This is a genomic window from Streptomyces sp. NBC_01463, from assembly GCA_036227345.1.
Taxonomy (GTDB): Bacteria; Actinomycetota; Actinomycetes; order Streptomycetales; family Streptomycetaceae; genus Streptomyces.
This window is the reverse complement of sequence record CP109468.1, coordinates 2155839-2173412: the sequence shown is the minus strand read 5'-3', so window position 1 is coordinate 2173412 and position 17574 is coordinate 2155839. Positions and strand designations below refer to the sequence as shown.

Annotated in this window: 17 protein-coding genes; 16 read left to right on the top strand and 1 reads right to left on the bottom strand. The window is 72.1% G+C overall.

Annotated features, from left to right (window positions below; genetic code table 11):
- Positions 1-30 precede the first annotated feature (30 nt).
- The 15 genes from OG521_09440 (at position 31) to OG521_09370 (ending at position 16040) form a co-directional block, all read left to right on the top strand.
- Entirely contained in the window at positions 31-1395 is a 1365-nt protein-coding gene (locus tag OG521_09440; protein ID WUW20998.1) for an ATP-binding protein, read from the top strand.
- Entirely contained in the window at positions 1392-1817 is a 426-nt protein-coding gene (locus OG521_09435) for a roadblock/LC7 domain-containing protein (GenBank protein ID WUW20997.1), read from the top strand. Before OG521_09440 ends, OG521_09435 begins: the two co-directional genes overlap by 4 nt.
- A complete protein-coding gene (locus tag OG521_09430; protein ID WUW20996.1) occupies positions 1814-2167 on the top strand; it encodes a DUF742 domain-containing protein in 354 nt (117 codons plus the stop codon). Before OG521_09435 ends, OG521_09430 begins: the two co-directional genes overlap by 4 nt.
- Positions 2145-2759 (top strand): ATP/GTP-binding protein, encoded by a 615-nt coding sequence (locus OG521_09425; GenBank protein ID WUW20995.1) that lies wholly within the window; start codon positions 2145-2147, stop codon positions 2757-2759. The genes OG521_09430 and OG521_09425 overlap by 23 nt, the downstream gene beginning before the upstream one ends.
- Entirely contained in the window at positions 2756-4018 is a 1263-nt protein-coding gene (locus OG521_09420; GenBank protein ID WUW20994.1) for a cytochrome P450, read from the top strand. The genes OG521_09425 and OG521_09420 overlap by 4 nt, the downstream gene beginning before the upstream one ends.
- A 104-nt stretch (positions 4019-4122) precedes the next feature.
- Positions 4123-4521 carry a cell division protein SepF gene (gene sepF / locus OG521_09415; GenBank protein WUW20993.1) on the top strand — a complete coding sequence of 133 codons (399 nt, stop codon included), beginning with the start codon at positions 4123-4125 and terminating at the stop codon, positions 4519-4521.
- Between the two features lie 133 nt (positions 4522-4654).
- Positions 4655-5014, top strand: a complete 360-nt coding sequence (locus OG521_09410; protein WUW20992.1) for a nucleotide pyrophosphohydrolase — start codon at positions 4655-4657, stop codon at positions 5012-5014.
- A 125-nt stretch (positions 5015-5139) separates the two neighbouring features.
- Positions 5140-5676 (top strand): DUF6099 family protein, encoded by a 537-nt coding sequence (locus tag OG521_09405; protein ID WUW20991.1) that lies wholly within the window; start codon positions 5140-5142, stop codon positions 5674-5676.
- Between the two features lie 90 nt (positions 5677-5766).
- Complete coding sequence (locus OG521_09400) at positions 5767-6690, top strand: LLM class F420-dependent oxidoreductase (protein ID WUW20990.1); 924 nt, start codon at positions 5767-5769, stop codon at positions 6688-6690.
- Positions 6691-6823: 133 nt separating this feature from the next.
- Complete coding sequence (mmuM, locus tag OG521_09395) at positions 6824-7795, top strand: homocysteine S-methyltransferase (protein WUW26625.1); 972 nt, start codon at positions 6824-6826, stop codon at positions 7793-7795.
- A gap of 43 nt (positions 7796-7838) precedes the next feature.
- Complete coding sequence (locus OG521_09390) at positions 7839-9395, top strand: 3' terminal RNA ribose 2'-O-methyltransferase Hen1 (protein WUW20989.1); 1557 nt, start codon at positions 7839-7841, stop codon at positions 9393-9395.
- The gene (locus OG521_09385; protein ID WUW20988.1) at positions 9392-11980 is read left to right on the top strand and encodes a polynucleotide kinase-phosphatase; all 2589 of its coding nucleotides are present in this window, start codon (positions 9392-9394) and stop codon (positions 11978-11980) included. The genes OG521_09390 and OG521_09385 overlap by 4 nt, the downstream gene beginning before the upstream one ends.
- A 101-nt stretch (positions 11981-12081) precedes the next feature.
- Complete coding sequence (locus OG521_09380) at positions 12082-13314, top strand: arginine deiminase (protein WUW20987.1); 1233 nt, start codon at positions 12082-12084, stop codon at positions 13312-13314.
- Positions 13315-13428: 114 nt separating this feature from the next.
- Positions 13429-14430 carry an ornithine carbamoyltransferase gene (gene argF / locus OG521_09375; protein WUW20986.1) on the top strand — a complete coding sequence of 334 codons (1002 nt, stop codon included), beginning with the start codon at positions 13429-13431 and terminating at the stop codon, positions 14428-14430.
- Between the two features lie 182 nt (positions 14431-14612).
- Positions 14613-16040: an amino acid permease gene (locus tag OG521_09370; GenBank protein WUW20985.1), complete on the top strand. Its 1428-nt coding sequence runs from the start codon at positions 14613-14615 to the stop codon at positions 16038-16040.
- A gap of 13 nt (positions 16041-16053) precedes the next feature.
- Here the strand turns inward: OG521_09370 and OG521_09365 are convergent, their stop codons facing one another.
- Positions 16054-16500, bottom strand: coding sequence for an ATP-binding protein (locus OG521_09365; GenBank protein ID WUW26624.1), 447 nt, complete (start codon positions 16498-16500; stop codon positions 16054-16056).
- A 244-nt stretch (positions 16501-16744) separates the two neighbouring features.
- On the opposite strand from OG521_09365, the gene OG521_09360 reads away from it, so the two are divergent.
- Positions 16745-17572 carry an enoyl-CoA hydratase family protein gene (locus OG521_09360; protein ID WUW20984.1) on the top strand — a complete coding sequence of 276 codons (828 nt, stop codon included), beginning with the start codon at positions 16745-16747 and terminating at the stop codon, positions 17570-17572.
- Positions 17573-17574: the final 2 nt, after the last annotated feature.

The window sequence follows — 17574 nt, the reverse complement described above, 5'->3', positions numbered from 1 at the left end:
CCGACCCGACGACAGAAACGCGGTAACGGCATGGCATGGATCGTGGCGATGGTCGCCGTCATGGCCGCCGTGGCAGCGACGGCACGCTCGTACCGGGCCGCCCGCTCGGAACAGCTGGCCGTGGCCCACGCCGAGCTGACCGAACGCCAGGCGAAGGCCGCCGAGGCCCGTACCGCGGCCCTGGTCGACGAGATCCGGCAACTCGCCCGCAAGCGCATCCCGGCCGCCGCGCTCGCCCTCTCCCACCCCAGCGCCCAGGTCCCCGGACTGCGCGAGGCGGCCGAGATCGACGGCGGCGCGGCCCGGCTGCTCACCGAGGCCGTGCAGGCCGCCCGTACCGCGGTCGTCGAGGAGCGGCAGCGCGTCGACGCGGCCGCGCGTGCGGCGATGCGCGGCACCTCCGCCAAGATCCAGTCCCTGCTCAACCAGTCCCAGCAGCTGCTGCACGAGCTCCAGCACGAGTACGACGACCCGCGCATCCTGCAACTGGACTTCCGCAACGAACTCGCGCTGCGCCGCACCCAGTCGACCGCCGTGCTCTGCGACGCCTGGCCGGGCCTGGCCCGGCAGAACTCGCCCCTCGTCGAGATCGTCCTGGGCGCCCAGTCCCGGGTCGCCGGCTACGAGCGGATCAAGGTGGCCAACCACCTGCGCGACGAGCGCCTCGCGCTCGCCGCCCGGGCCGCCGAACCCCTCGCCATCGCACTCGCCGAACTGCTCGCCAACGCCACCGCGTACTCGCACCCCGACACCGACGTGCAGGTGACCGTCCAGCAGAGCGGCGGCCGGGGCGCGTTCCTGGTAGTCGACGACGCGGGCATCGGCATGGACGACGACGCGCTGGAGCGCGCCCGCGCCCTGCTGGCCGGGCCCTCCGAAGTGCTCCTGACCGAGCTGGGCGACCCACCGCAGACCGGATTCGCGGTCGTCGGCCGGCTGGTGGTGCAGTACGGCTTCCACTGCCACATCGAGGCCTCGCCGTTCGGCGGCATGCGCACCATCCTGCGCGTCCCCGCCCACCTGCTGACCGTGCTGGAGGACGACCGCGGCCTCTCCGCCCTCGCCCCGGCACCCGTGGCGGCGCACCCCGCGCCCGAACGTCCGGCCGGCCCTCCCGCCGAGGAGGCGCAGCAGGAAGCGCCGCCCGCGGCGGAACCCTCCGGTCTGCCCAGCAGGCGCCGGCGCGCCCCGCGTCCCGTGCCGGCCGCCGCGGCCCCCGCAGCCCCGCCCGCGGGACAGGTGCCCCGTACACCCGAGCAGGCCGAGTCTTCCTGGGCGGCACTCCAGCAGGGCACCCTGATCGGCAGGAGCGTCGCCGGGCGGGCACCCGCACCGGATTCGGACGGCCACGACCACCTGGGAGACCAGGACGACCAAGGAGACGACGAGAAGTGAGCGCCCCCAGCCCCACCACCGGTGACCTCGCATGGGTGCTGACCCCGCTGCTGGAACTGCCCGGAGTCCAGCACGCCGTGGTCGCCACGGGCGACGGTCTCGTCGAGGGCGCCTCGCCCGGCCTCGACCGGGCGTCCGGCGAACGCGTCGCCGCGATGACGGCCACCCTGCATGCCGCGGCCCGCGCCTTCACCACCGCCTTCACCGACGCCGAGGCCCCGCAACTGGCCCAGACCGTCGTCGAGTCGGACCTGGGCTTCGCCATCGTCGTCCCGGCAGGGCGGAACACCACACTCGCCCTGTTCGCCGAACCCGGTGCCAAACTCGGCGACATCGCCTACCAGATGCAGGTGCAGGTCACCGCGCTGACGCGGGCGATGCACGCGCCCACCCGCCAACCGGACACCGCCGCCCGGCCATGACCCCCGGCCCAGGACGCCGTCTGATCCCCGCCTACCTCGTCACCGGCGGCCGCTCCCGGCCCGCCGGTCCCGCGCTCGACCGGCTCGCCGTGCTCGTACGCACCGAGGAGGCCCTGCCGCAGGACACCGGTTCGGAGCAGCGCAGGCTGTGCGAACTGCTGGAGCCGGGCGCGCTCACCGTCGTCGAGTGCGCGGCCCATCTGGACCTGCCGGTCAGCGCCACCGTATTCCTGGCCACGGATCTCGCGGCCGCCGGACTTCTGCTCACGCGACCACCGATACCCAGTGCCGGGGAGATCGACCGGTCGCTCGTCGAGAGGCTGCTCGTTGGACTCCGCTCCCTCCACTGACCGGACGGGCGTCGGCTATCTGCCGTCCGGTGCCCGGACCCTGATGAAGCTCGTCGTCACGGGTCCCTTCGGCGTGGGCAAGACGACCCTGATCCGCACCCTCTCGGAGATCCCCACCCTCCACACCGAAGAGGCGATGACCCAGTCCAGCACCCTGCTCGACGACACCGCCGGGCTCCCCGACAAGACCACGACCACGGTCGCCATCGACTTCGGACGGCTCACCGTCCTGGACGACCTCGTGCTCTACATGTTCGGCACACCCGGCCAGGAGCGGTTCCTGCCGCTGTGGGAGGACATCGCGCGCGGCGCGCTGGGCGCGCTCGTCCTCGTGGACACCCGCCGGCTCGCCGACTCCTTCGCCGTCATGGACATGGTCGAGGAGCAGGGACTGCCGTACGCCGTCGCCGTCAACCGCTTCCCCGACGCCCCCGCCCACAGCGACGAGGTGCTGCGCAAACACCTGGACCTCGACGCCGGTACCCCGCTGGTCCAGTGCGACGCGCGGGAGCGGCGCGGCAGCATCGACGCCCTGATCGCCCTGGCCGAGCACGTGCTGACCCGCATGCCGCAGCCCGAGGACCCGTCATGACACCGCATCCGCAGCCGCCGCAGCATCTCGCGCTGTACGGACCCGACTTCGCCGCCGACCCGCACGGCCACTACCGCAGCCTGCGCGCCCACGGCCCCCTCGCGCCGGTCCGGATCGCCCCCGGCATCGAGGCGATGCTCGTCACCGACTACCAGGCGGCCGTCGACCTGCTGCGGGACACCCACACCTTCAGCAAGGACCCGCGCACCTGGCAGGCGACGGTCCCCGCGGACTCGCCGGTGCTGCCGGTGCTCGGGCACCGCCCCACCGCGCTGTTCAGCGACGGCCCGGAGCACGCCCGCTACCGCGAGGCCATCAACGACACCCTGGCCCTGATCGAGCCGCACGTCCTGCGCGCCGAGGTGGCCCGGGTCGCCCAGCGGCTGATCGGCGATTTCGCCGCCACCGGCAGCGGCGACCTCATCTCCCAGTACGCCCGGCTGCTCCCGCTGCACGTCTTCGTCACCTGGTTCGGAGTCGACCCCGCGGACGGCAAGCGGATCGTCGACGGCGTCGGCGGCATGATGAACTCGGCCCAGGGCGCCGCTGCCGCGTACGCCGGCCTCGTCGACGTCGTCACGCGTCTGGTCGCCGACCGGCGGGCCCGGCCGCGCCGCGATCTGACCTCGTACTTCCTCGCGCACCCGGCCCGTCTCGACAACGACGAGACTGTGCGTCAGATCACGTTGCTGATGAGTGCGGGCCACGATCCGGCGACGAACCTGATCGGCAACGCGACCCTGCACATGCTCACCGACGAGCGGTACGCGGGCTCGCTGCACGGGGGCGCGATGACCGCTCACGAGGCGATCAACGAGGTCCTGTGGCAGGACCCGCCGATGGCCAATCTGGCCGCGCACTACCCGCGCCACGACACCGAGTTCCACGGGGTCCGGCTGCGCGCGGGACAGCTCGTCCTGGTCTCCTTCGGAGCGGCCAACACCCAGTCCGGACCTGCTACTTCGTCCACCGGGGTCCGGTCCGGGGGCAGTGCTCACCTGGCCTGGTCGGCCGGTCCCCACCGCTGCCCGGCGAAGCAGCCCGCGCTGCTGATCGCGATGACCGCCATCGAGCAGCTCACCAGTCAGCTGTGCGATGCGGAGCTTGCCGTTCCGGTGAGTGAACTGCTGTGGCGGCCCGGCCCGTTCCACCGTGCCCTGGTGCACCTTCCGGTACGTTTCACCCCCCTGGACACCACGGCGGCAGCGGCCCCGGAGCGCGGGCGTACGGGTGAGCCGGCGGCTTCGGTCGGCTCCTGAACCGTGTCGCTGGTAGGCCGAACGGGTGAGGGGCGAGAGAATTGCCCGATGAACAGTGAGCGCAGCCGGCGCAACGCCAACCGATGCACAGACGGGGTGGTCCGGTGAGCAGGTACGACAGGTATGACGTCACGGACGAGCAGTGGGAGGGACTGGCCCAGGTCGTGCCGTTGCGCAGCCGCAACGAGTGGCCTTCCCGGGTCGACCACCGCACGGTCCCGGACGAGCAGGAGAGCGCCGAGCAGCGGCGCATGGTGGTGCTGCGGGTGCAGGTCTTCGCGGACGCGCGCGAGGTCGCCGAGTACCTGGTCGCGCAGATTCCGGTGCTCCTCGACCTGACCGGGGCCGAGGGCGACGTGGCGAAGCGGATCCTGGACTTCACCAGCGGAGTCGTCTTCGGACTGGGCAGCGGGATGCACCGCGTCGACCGGAACGTCTTCCTGCTCTCTCCGATGGGCATGGAGGTCGAGGGTGTGACGGCGGCCGGGGTGCCCGGGGCGTAGTACCCGCGTGTTGCCCGCGTGGCGCCCGCGCGGCGCCCGCGCGGCGGGCTCCGCACGCCCCCGCGAGGGGGCCTCACCCGCAGAGGGGCCTCACCCGCGAGGGGGTCTCAATGGCGGTGGTAGACCTGGGGCCGTGACAGAACTCGATGTACGCGCACTCCAGCAACGGCTCGCCGCGTTCGCGGCCGCACGCGACTGGGGGCAGTACCACACCCCCAAGAACCTCGCGTCGGCGCTGAGCGTCGAGGCCGCCGAACTCGTGGAGATCTTCCAGTGGCTGACGCCGGAGCAGTCGGCGCGGGTCATGGCGGACCCCGCGACGGCGCACGCGGTCGAGGACGAGGTCGCGGACGTCCTCGCCTATCTGCTGCAGTTCTGCGAGGTACTCGGCATCGACGTGCTGGCCGCGCTGGCGGCCAAGATCGAGAGGAATGAGGGCCGCTTTCCGGTGCCGGAGCCGACGGATCCCCCCTTCCGTCACTCTTCGGAGTGATCGATTTGTTAACAGTCGATTGAGTGTCCACAGATTTCCGAAATCCCCTGGCCTTTCGGTACCACCACCCTCACTGTGGGTAATGGAAGAGGTGAGCGGGTTTTCGCGTCGAACGGGGGCAACGGATGGAAGCGGAGCGGCTTGTAGCAGTCATCCGGAGGGCACTGGCACAGAGCCGGGGCACGCCGGACATCATCGCCGAGGCCTGGCAGGCCCAGGCGCTGGCCCAGGCGGTCGGAAGCCGGCTTGCGGCGAGCGGCCCCAAGGAGTTACGCGGCGAGGCGAGCGGACTCAGCGAGATCGGCGGACGGAGCAACGGGGCGCTGGACCACCCCGCGGCCCGGGCAGGGGTGGCCCGGGCGGCACAGCTCTCCGAGGTGGCCGATCCGCGCGCGGCCCTCACCGGTCTCGGCGCGCTGCTCGGGGAGGTGGGGATAGCCCTGGTCGGAGTGGCGTGCGAGACCGACGAGCAGGGCCTGTACTGGCAGTGCATGGAGGCGATCGACGCCGCCGACGAGTCGACGGACCGGGTGCGCGGCATGCTCCGGCTGCTCGACGAGCGCGACCGGGAGCGCCGGCAGGATCTGGAGCGCGGCCGGGAGCGGGACGGCCCTCACGGGGTGCTCCACGGGCCGCTCGGACCGGTCGCCGACACCGGCTGAGCGCCCGGCGCCCGGGGCGTCCGGGCCGCGACGGCACGGGGAAGGGAGAGGGAGCCGAACGAGCGGCGCTCGGAGGTGCAGGATGGACGCATGGATCTTCGAATCTTCACCGAGCCCCAGCAAGGGGCGAGCTACGACACTCTGCTCACCGTCGCCAAGGCCGCCGAGGACCTCGGTTTCGACGCCTTCTACCGGTCCGACCACTATCTGCGCATGGGGCAGGGTGACGGGCTCCCCGGCCCGACGGACGCATGGATCACGCTGGCCGGGCTGGCGCGCGAGACCAAGCGGATCCGCCTCGGCACACTGATGACGGCGGGCACCTTCCGGCTCCCCGGTGTGCTGGCCATCCAGGTGGCCCAGGTCGACCAGATGTCCGGCGGCCGAGTCGAACTGGGCCTGGGAGCGGGCTGGTTCGAGCAGGAGCACAAGGCCTACGGCATTCCGTTCCCCAAGGAGAAGTTCGGCCGCCTCGAGGAGCAGCTGGCCATTGTCACGGGACTGTGGGCGACCGAGACCGGCAAGACGTTCAGTTACGACGGCACGTACTACCAGCTCACGGACTCGCCCGCGCTGCCCAAGCCCGCGCAGACCAAGGTGCCGGTCCTGATCGGCGGACACGGCGCGAAGCGGACGCCGAGGCTGGCAGCGCAGTACGCGGATGAGTTCAACATCCCCTTCGCGGGGCTGGAGGACAGCGAGAAGCAGTTCGCCCGGGTCAGGGCGGCGGCCACGGAGGCGGGCCGGCGGCCGGACGATCTGGTGTACTCCAACGCCCTGGTCGTCTGTGTCGGCAAGGACGACGCGGAGGTGGCGCGCCGCGCCGCCGTCATCGGACGGGACGTCGCGGAGCTGAAGGCGAACGGACTGGCCGGCTCGCCCGCCGAAGTGGTCGACAAGATCGGGCGGTTCGGTGCGATCGGGGCGTCGCGCATCTACCTCCAGGTCCTGGACCTGGACGACCTGGACCACCTGGAGCTGATCTCCTCGCAGGTCCAGTCCCAGCTGACCTGAGACCGGCCCGGAACCGCTGATCCGGGACCGGCCCACCCGAGGCCGGCCCGGGACCGGCCCACCCGAGGCCGGCCCGGTCCCGGCATACCCGAGACCGGTCCGGTCCCGGCTCACCCGGAGAGGAGTACTCGTGCTGTCCGCCCGCGATGACCACGAATCCGGCCGTCCCCCCGGCGCGGCCCCGTCCCGCCCCCTCGCCGAGGCGCTCGCGGCCGGCACGGTGCTGCTCGACGGGGGACTCTCCAACCAGTTGGAGGCGCAGGGCTGCGACCTGTCCGACGCGCTGTGGTCCGCCCGGCTGCTCGCGGACGGGCCGGCGCAGATCGAGGCCGCGCACACGGCGTACGTGCGGGCGGGTGCGCAGGTGCTCATCACCGCCAGTTATCAGGCGAGTTTCGAGGGGTTCGGCCGGCGCGGATTCGGGCGGGCGGAGGCGGCCGGGCTCTTCGCCCGCAGCGTGGAGCTGGCCCGCCGGGCGGCCGGGGCGGTGGACCGGGACGTGTGGGTCGCCGCCTCGGTCGGCCCGTACGGGGCGGTGACGGCGGACGGGGCGGAGTACCGGGGCCGCTACGGGCTTTCGGTCAGTGAGCTGGCGCGCTTCCACCGCCCCCGGATCGAGGCGCTGGCCGCCGCGGGGCCCGATGTGCTGGCGCTGGAGACGGTGCCGGACACGGACGAGGCTGAGGCGCTCCTGGGCGTGGCGCGGGAGTGCGGGCTGCCGGTCTGGCTCTCCTACACCGTGGCCGGCGGACGGACCGGGGCCGGGCAGCGGCTGGAGGAGGCGTTCGCCCTCGCCGCGGGGGACGCACACGTGGTCGCGACCGGGGTGAACTGCTGCGATCCGGCCGAGGTGGCCGAGGCGGTCCGGACCGCGGCCGCGGTGACGGGGAAGCCCGTCGTCGCGTACCCGAACAGCGGGGAGCGCTGGGACGCCGGGGCGCGGGCGTGGACCGGGGCCGTCACCTTCGACCCCGGCCTGGCACGGACCTGGCGGGGCGCCGGTGCGCGACTGGTCGGCGGCTGCTGCCGGGTCGGTCCGGCCACGGTCGCGGCCCTGGCCGCACAGCTGGGAGAAGGGCGGGACGACCGGCCCGGGAGGGCATGAAAATGCCTGGTGGGAGCGAGTGAACGCGACCATACTCGGGCCTGTGTTCCTGACGATCAGTACCACCGGCACCCCGGAGCGTCCCGCCACCGATCTCGGCTTCCTGCTGCACAAGCATCCCGAGAAGGCGCAGACGTTCTCCACCTCGCACGGCACCGCGCATGTCTTCTATCCCGAGGCGTCCGCGGAGCGGTGCACGGCCGCGCTGCTGCTGGAGGTGGATCCGGTGGCGCTGGTGCGGCGCGGCAAGGGCAAGGGCCGGGGCGGCGCCCCCGACGCGGCGCTCGCGCAGTACGTCAACGACCGCCCCTACGCGGCGTCCTCGCTGCTGTCCGTCGCGATGACCACCGTCTTCAAGTCCGCGCTGAGCGGCGCCTGCAAGGCGATGCCCGAGCGGGCGGCGGCGCCGATGCCGCTGCGGATCGACGTGCCCGCCCTGCCGGCCCGTGGTGGTGCCGAGCTGGTGCGGGCGCTGTTCGGGCCGCTCGGCTGGTCGCGGGTGGAGGCGGTGGCCGTACCGCTGGACGAGCGGTTCCCCGAGTGGGGGGACTCCCGGTACGTACGGCTGGTGCTGGAGGGCGAGTTGCGGCTCGCGGACGCGCTGCGTCAGCTGTACGTCCTGCTGCCCGTGCTCGACGACGCCAAGCACTACTGGGTGGCGCCCGACGAGGTGGACAAACTGCTGCGGGCCGGTGAGGGCTGGCTGGCCGCCCACCCCGAGCAGAAGCTGATCACCAGCCGGTATCTTTCCCGGCGCTGGGGACTGACCCGGCAGGCGATGCAGCGGCTGGAGCTGGTGCGGCTCGCCGAGTCCGACGACCTCGACGTCGAGAGCATCGACAACGCGGTCGACGAGACGGCTGACACCGAGGAGCGGCCGGTGCCGCTCGCGGAGCAGCGCAGGGCCGCGATCCTCGCGGCGCTGACCGCCTCCGGGGCGAGCCGGGTGCTCGACCTGGGCTGCGGTCAGGGGCAGTTGGTGCAGGCTCTGCTGAAGGACGTGCGCTTCACCGAGATCGTCGGCGTCGACGTCTCGATGCGCGCCCTGACGATCGCCTCGCGCCGGCTGAAGCTGGACCGGATGGGGGAGCGGCAGGCCTCACGGGTGACGCTTCGGCAGGGCTCGCTCACGTACACGGACAAGCAGCTCAAGGGGTACGACGCCGCGGTGCTGAGTGAGGTCGTCGAGCACCTCGACCTGCCGCGGCTGCCGGCCCTGGAGTACGCGGTGTTCGGCGCGGCCCGTCCGCGCACGGTGCTCGTGACCACGCCGAACGTCGAGTACAACGTCCGCTGGGAGACCCTCCCGGCCGGGCACTCCCGGCACGGCGACCACCGCTTCGAATGGACCCGGGCCGAATTCCGGGACTGGGCGGGGGAGGTGGCCGGCCGGCACGGGTACGGGGTGGAGTTCGTGCCCGTGGGACCGGACGACCCCGAGGTGGGACCGCCCACCCAGATGGCCGTGTTCACGATGAACGCGGCCGGTGACGACGACACGCACCACACGTCCGGTGCCCCGGGCGCATCCGGCGCATCCCGCACGTCCGACGCGCAGGCCGCGGCCGGCACGACCGAGAAGGAGGCGAAAGCCGCATGAGCACGACCAGTGACAGCACGCGTGACAGCGCCCGGAGCGGCCGCGTCCTGCCGGTGACCGACCTCTCCCTCGTCGTCCTCATCGGGGCGAGCGGCTCGGGCAAGTCCACCTTCGCCCGGAGCCACTTCAAGCCGACCGAGGTCATCTCCTCGGACTTCTGCCGGGGTCTCGTCGCCGACGACGAGAACGACCAGAGCGCCAGCCGGGACGCCTTCGACGTCCTGCACTACATCGCGGGCAGGCGCCTGGCGGCGGGACGGCTGACCGTCGTCGACGCCACCAACGTCCAGCCCGAGAGCCGCCGCCAGCTGGTGCAGCTGGCCCGGGAGCACGATGTGCTGCCCATCGCCATCGTCCTCGACCTGCCCGAAGAGGTCTGCCTCGCGCGCAACGCGGCCCGCCCGGACCGTGCCGACATGCCGCGGCACGTCGTCCAGCGCCACCGCCGCGAGCTGCGCCGCTCGCTGCGCGGCCTGGAGCGCGAGGGCTTCCGCAAGGTCCACATCCTGCGCACCGAGGAGGAGGCCGAGCACGCCGAAGTGGCCCTGGAGCGCCGCTACAACGACCTCCGCCACCTCACCGGCCCCTTCGACATCATCGGCGACATCCACGGCTGCGCCTCCGAGCTGGAGACCCTGCTCGGCAAGCTCGGCTACGTGGACGGCGCACACCCCGAAGGCCGTACCGCCGTCTTCGTGGGCGACCTCGTCGACCGCGGACCCGACAGCCCCGGCGTGCTGCGCCGCGTCATGTCCATGGTGGCGGACGGCCAGGCGCTCTGCGTGCCCGGCAACCACGAGAACAAGCTCGGCCGCTACCTCAAGGGCCGCAAGGTCCAGCACACCCACGGCCTCGCCGAGACGATCGAGCAGCTGGAGCGGGAGGACGCCAAGGACCCGGAGTTCCGGGAGCGGGTCAGGGAGTTCATCGACGGACTGGTCAGCCACTACGTGCTGGACGAGGGCAAGCTGGTCGTCTGCCACGCCGGCCTGCCCGAGAAGTACCACGGACGCACCTCCGGGCGGGTCCGCTCGCACGCGCTCTACGGCGACACGACGGGCGAGACCGACGAGTTCGGCCTGCCCGTGCGCTACCCGTGGGCGGAGGACTACCGCGGCCGCGCCACCGTCGTCTACGGCCACACGCCCGTCCCCACCACCTCCTGGATCAACAACACCATCTGCCTGGACACCGGAGCGGTGTTCGGCGGGAAGATGACCGCGCTGCGCTACCCCGAGCGCGAGCTCGTCGACGTACCGGCCGAGCAGGTCTGGTACGAGCCGGTGAAGCCGCTGTCCACCGAGGCCCCGGGCGGCCGGGAGGGCCGGCCGCTGGACCTCGCCGATGTGCAGGGCCGCCGGATCGTGGAGACCCGGCACATGGGCCGGGTCGCGGTGCGCGAGGAGAACGCGGCGGCGGCGCTGGAGGTCATGAGCCGGTTCGCCGTCGACCCCCGGCTGCTCGCCTACCTCCCGCCGACCATGGCACCGACCGCCACCTCGCAGGAGGAGGGCTACCTGGAGCACCCGGCCGAGGCGTTAGCGCAGTACCGGGCGGACGGTGTGGCCAGGGTCGTGTGCGAGGAGAAGCACATGGGCTCCCGGGCCGTGGCCCTCGTCTGCCGCGACGCGGACGTGGCGCGGGAACGCTTCGGGACCGGCGACACCGGGGAAGGCGGCCCGACGGGGGCGCTGCACACGCGCACCGGCCGGCCGTTCCTGGACGACCCCGCGCTCACCGAGGACGTGCTGGGCCGGCTGCGCGCGGCCGTCACCGCAGCCGGGCTGTGGGAGGAGTGGGACACCGACTGGGTGCTGCTCGACGCCGAGCTGATGCCCTGGTCGCTCAAGGCCGCCGGCCTGCTCCGCTCGCAGTACGCGGCGGTGGGTGCCGCGTCCGGCGCCGTCTTCCCCGCGGCCACCGGGGCGCTCGCCGCGGCGGCGGCCCGGGGCATCGACGTCGGCGCGCTCGCGGACCGGCAGCGCGGCCGGGCCGAGGACGCGGCCGCGTTCACCGAGGCCTACCGGCGCTACTGCTGGAGCACCGAGGGACTGGACGGGGTGCGCATGGCGCCGTTCCAGATCCTCGCGGTGCAGGGCCGTTCGCTCGCGTCCGTGCCCCACGACGAGCAGCTGGCCTGGCTGGACCGGCTGGTGGAGCACGACCCCACCGGTCTGCTCCAGGTCACCCGGCGGCTCGTCGTCGACCCCGCCGACGAGGCGTCGGTCCGCTCCGGCATCGACTGGTGGCTGGAGATGACCGGCCGCGGCGGCGAGGGCATGGTCGTCAAGCCGCTCGGCGCGCTCGTCAGGGACGGCAAGGACCGCCTCGTCCAGCCGGGCGTCAAGGTGCGCGGCCGGGAGTACCTGCGGATCATCTACGGCCCCGAGTACACCCGCCCGGAGAACCTGGAGCGGCTGCGCGGCCGCTTCCTCGGCCACAAGCGTTCGCTCGCCCTGCGCGAGTACGCCCTCGGTCTGGAGGCCCTGGACCGGCTGGCCGAGGGGGAGCCGCTGTGGCGGGTCCACGAGGCGGTGTTCGCGGTGCTGGCGCTGGAGTCGGAGCCGGTGGACCCGCGGCTGTAGTGACGCACCGGCGGGCGGGGACCGAGAAGGTCCCCGCCCGCCGACGGAACCGGCTGGCGATTCGCCGGGTGAACCGCGTCCCGCGCGGTGAGGATGAGGGCATGGGATTCCATGTCGACTCCGAGGCCGGGCGGCTGCGCCGCGTCATCCTGCACCGCCCCGATCTGGAACTGAAACGGCTCACTCCGAGCAACAAGGACGCACTGCTCTTCGACGACGTGCTGTGGGTGCGGCGCGCCCGCCAGGAGCACGACGGCTTCGCGGACGTGCTGCGCGACCGCGGGGTGGAGGTGCATCTCTTCGGTGACCTGCTCCAGGAGTCGCTGGAGATTCCCGTGGCCCGCCGGCTCGTCCTGGACCGGGTCTTCGCGGAGAAGGAGTACGGGCCGCTCGCCACCGAGCATCTGCGGGCCGCCTTCGAGGAACTGTCCGCCCCCGAGCTGTGCGAGGCCCTGGTCGGCGGGATGACCAAGCGGGAGTTCCTGGAGCGGTTCCGTGAACCGACCTCGGTGCGCTTCCACGTCATGGACCTGGACGACTTCCTGCTCGGTCCGCTGCCGAACCACCTCTTCACCCGTGACACCTCGGCCTGGATCTACGACGGCGTCTCCATCAACGCGATGCGCTGGCCCGCCCGGCAGCGCGAGACCGTGCACTTCGAGGCGATCTACCGGCACCATCCGCTGTTCACGGGACCCGACGCGGGAGCCTTCCACCACTGGTCGGAGGGCCAGGACGACTACCCCTCCACCATCGAGGGCGGCGACGTCCTCGTCATCGGCCGGGGCGCCGTTCTCATCGGGATGAGCGAGCGCACCACCCCGCAGGCGGTGGAGATGCTGGCGCGAGGGCTCTTCGACGCCGGGTCGGCCCGGTCGATCGTGGCGCTCGACATGCCCAAGAGCCGGGCGTTCATGCACCTGGACACCGTGATGACGATGGTCGACGGGGACACCTTCACCAAGTACGCGGGCCTGGGCATGCTGCGCTCGTACACCATCGAACCCGGCGACGGGCCGCGCGACCTCAAGGTCACCGACCATCCGCCCGAGCACATGCACCGTGCCATCGCCGAGGCACTGGGGCTGGACTCGATCCGGGTCCTGACCGCCACCCAGGACGTGCACGCGGCCGAGCGCGAGCAGTGGGACGACGGGTGCAACGTCCTCGCCGTCGAACCGGGCGTCGTCGTCGCCTACGAGCGCAACGCCACCACCAACGCGCACCTGCGCAAGGAGGGCATCGAGGTCATCGAGATCCGCGGCAGCGAACTGGGCCGCGGCCGGGGCGGCCCCCGCTGCATGAGCTGCCCGGTGGTCCGCGAACCGGTGTAGCGGGGGTGCGGGGGCGCAAGCGAACCCCGGAAGGCTCTGTATATCGATGCAATGCGTCGTATAGACTTCCAGGGTTATCGTATGCGTCCCCCCGCCCGACCCAGGAGCAGAACCATGGCCATAGACCTCGCAGGCCGCCACTTCGTCAAGGAGCTGGACCTCACGGCCGAGGAGTTCCGCGGCCTGATCGCCCTGGCCGCCGAGCTCAAGGCGGCCAAGAAGGCGGGGACCGAGGTCCAGCGGCTGCGCGGCAGGAACATCGCGCTGATCTTCGAGAAGACCTCGACCCGCACCCGCTGCGCCTTCGAGGTGGCCGCCGCCGACCAGGGCGCGTCGACCACGTACCTCGACCCCGCCGGCTCGCAGCTGGGGCACAAGGAGTCCGTGAAGGACACCGCCCGTGTCCTCGGCCGGATGTTCGACGGGATCGAGTACCGCGGTGACAGCCAGGAGGCCGTCGAGGAGCTCGCGGCCCACGCCGGCGTGCCCGTCTTCAACGGGCTGACCGACGACTGGCACCCCACCCAGATGCTCGCCGACGTCCTGACGATGGCCGAGCACAGCGGGAAGCCGCTGGACCGCATCGCCTTCGCCTACCTCGGCGACGCGCGCTTCAACACGGGCAACTCCTACCTCGTCACCGGCGCCCTGCTGGGCATGGACGTCCGGATCGTCGCGCCGAAGGCCTACTGGCCCGCCGAGTCCGTCGTCGCACAGGCCCAGAAGCTCGCCGCCGGCAGCGGGGCGACGGTCACGCTCACCGAGGACATCGCCGAGGGAGTCCGCGGAGCCGACTTCGTCGCCACCGACGTCTGGGTCTCGATGGGGGAGCCCAAGGAGATCTGGGACGAGCGCATCGCCGCGCTCGCGCCGTACGCCGTCACCATGGACGTCCTCAGGGCCAGCGGGAACGACGACGTGAAGTTCCTGCACTGCCTCCCGGCCTTCCACGACCTCGGCACCAAGGTGGCGCGCGACATCCACGCCCGGCACGGTCTGACCGAGCTGGAGGTCAGCGACGAGGTCTTCGAGTCCGGCCACTCCGTCGTCTTCGACGAGGCGGAGAACCGGATGCACACGATCAAGGCCGTGCTGGTGGCGACGATGGGGCGCTGACGCGGACATATCGCATGTTCATGCGGCCAATTGGGTGAACATGCGTACGGGGGCCTATTATGGTCGCCGTTGGTGGGGTTCGAGCTCGCACGCTCGAACCCCATTTTTCGTGTGCGCGACCGGCCCCCACGCCCTCGCCGCGCCCTCCCCCCACCTGCACCGCCAGAGATGAGAACACCGCCGTGAGCCCCCTGCGCCCGCCCGGCCCGCCGCACCGCGTCAAGGATCCCCACCAGCTCATCGCCGAGTCCGGAGCCGACCTGGAGGGTCATGGGCTCAGGCGCACCATGGGGCTCTTCCAGCTGGTGTGCTTCGGGGTCGGCGCCGTCGTCGGCACCGGAATCTTCGTCGGGCTGTCCGACAGCGTCGCCGAGGCCGGGCCGGCCGTCGTGCTGTCCTTCGTCCTCGCGGCGGTCACCTGCATCTTCACCGCGTTCTCGTTCGCCGAGCTGGGCAGCGCGATCCCGGTCTCCGGCAGCTCGTACTCCTTCGCCTACGCCACCCTCGGCGAACGCGCCGCCTTCCTCGTCGGCTGGTGCCTGCTCCTGGAGTACGGCGTCTCGGTCTCCGCGGTGGCGGTGGGCTGGAGCCAGTACGTCAACGAACTGCTCGACAGCCTGTTCGGGTGGCAGCTGCCGGACGCGCTCTCGGCCGGCCCCGGCGACGGCGGCGTGATCAATCTGCCCGCCGTCGTCGTGGTGATGATGGCCGCGACGCTGCTGGTGCGCGGCATCCGGGAGAGCGCCGGTGCCACCGCCGCGATGGCCGTCCTCAAGATCACCATCCTGATCATGTTCTGCGTCATCGCCTTCACGGCCTTCGAGCACGGCAACCTCACGCCGTTCGTGGCCCACGGTGCGGGCGGCGTCACCGCGGGGGCGTCGCTGGCGTTCTTCTCGTACATCGGCTTCGACGCCATCACGACAGCGGGCGAGGAGGTCAGGAACCCGCGGCGGAACATCCCGATCGCGATCATGATCTGCATCGGCCTGGTCACCCTGCTCTACTGCGCGGTCGCGCTCGCCGCGATCGGCGCCCTCGGCCCGGACGCCGTCTCCGACAAGCCCGCCGCCCTCTCGCTGATCGTCGACCAGGTCACCGGTTCCACCGTCGGCGGCGGGATCATCGCGTTCGGCGCGATCGTCGCCATCGCCTCGGTCGTCCTCGCCGTGATGTACGGACAGACCCGCATCCTGATGTCGATGTCCCGCGACGGCCTGATCCCGCGGGTCTTCGAGCGGGTCTCGCCGCGCACCGCGACACCCGTTGCCAACACCTGGATCGTCGCCGTCGTCTTCGCCGTCCCGGCGGCCTTCTCCTCGCTCGACGTGGTGGTCAGCCTGACCACGATCGGGACGCTCGCCACGATGGTCGCGGTCAACGTCGCCGTGATCGTGCTGCGCCGCCGCAACCCCGAGGTGAAGGGCCCCTTCCGGGTCCCGCTGTACCCGCTGAGCCCGGTCCTCGGTGTCGGCTTCTGCGTCTATCTGATGTACGGGACGGGCTGGTCGACCTGGGTGCAGTTCGCGGTGTTCCTGGCCGTCGGCGCGGGGGTGTACTCCTGCTACGGGCGTCGTCGGTCGCGGCTGGCGGGCCGGTCCGGAGCCTGAGGCGGCCGCCCGGTCAGGGGGTGGGCCCGGCGGGCGACGGCAGGGTGAACCACACCGCCTTGCCGCGCTCGGTCGTGCGGTGGCCGCAGGACGAGCTGAGGGTGCGGATCAGCAGCAGCCCCCGGCCGTGCTCCTGCCACGGATCGGGCTCGCAGCCCGGCTCCGGGCGGGACAGATCGCCCGGCGGGGCCGGATCGCCGTCGTGGACCTCCACCTGGCAGCCGTTCGGCAGGAGCTCCACCACCAGCTCGACGGGCTCGTCGCCGGGGGTGTGCTCCACGGCGTTGGCCACCAGCTCCGCGGTCAGCAGCTCGGCGGTGTAGCTGTCGGCCGGGGCTTCCGTGCCGGTGTCGATGTCGGCCAGCACCGTACGGATCAGCGCGCGGGCGATCGGCACCGCGGCCGCGGAGTGCGGCAGGGCGATACGCCAGGAGGCGGGTGCGGGGACATCGGGCGGCACGGCGGCGTTTCCGTTCGAGAGGGCGTGGACGGTCCCGGGCTCAATCTTTCGTGAGCTCAAGACTTCATGGTTTCAACCATACGAAGCCCCACGACACGGGCAAGGGCCTGCCGACCGGTACGAAGGGGACGTTCGTCACTACTGTCTTCCCCGCTCCTTATCGTGTACTCGTGACGGAAGTCACGTACGAGTGATAAATTCGGGGGTCAGGCAGCAGCCCGACGGCTGAAGGGGACCACCCTCCATGAGTCCGTTTCCCAGCTCCGCGCCCCGTACGGAGAACTGGCAGCATCTGCGGGTCACGACGCGCGACGGTGTCGCCACCGTCACCCTCGCCCGCCCCGAGAAGCTCAACGCGCTGACCTTCGGCGCCTACGCCGACCTGCGTGACCTGCTGGCCGAGCTCACGCGGGAGCGCTCGGTACGGGCCCTGGTGCTGGCCGGCGAGGGGCGCGGCTTCTGCTCCGGCGGCGATGTCGACGAGATCATCGGCGCCACCCTCGCGATGGACACCGCCCAGCTGCTGGACTTCAACCGGATGACGGGCCAGGTCGTACGGGCCCTGCGGGAGTGCCCGTTCCCCGTCGTCGCCGCCGTGCACGGGGTCGCCGCCGGAGCCGGTGCCGTCCTCGCCCTGGCCGCCGACTTCCGCATCGCCGACCCCTCCGCCCGGTTCGCCTTCCTCTTCACCCGCGTCGGGCTCTCCGGCGGGGACATGGGCGCGGCCTATCTGCTGCCCCGGGTCGTCGGCCTCGGCCACGCCACCCGGCTGCTGATGCTGGGCGAACCCGTCCGCGCCCCCGAGGCCGAGAGGATCGGACTCATCAGCGAACTGGCCGAGGAGGGCCGGGCCGACGAACAGGCCGCGGCGCTCGCCCGCCGCCTCGCGGACGGACCCGCGCTCGCCCTCGCCCAGACCAAGGCGCTGCTCACCGCCGAGCTCGACATGCCGCTGGCCGCCGCCGTGGAGATGGACGCCGCCACCCAGGCCCTGCTGATGCACGGCGAGGACTACGCCGAGTTCCACGCGGCGTTCACCGAGAAGCGCCCGCCGAAGTGGCAGGGCCGGTGATC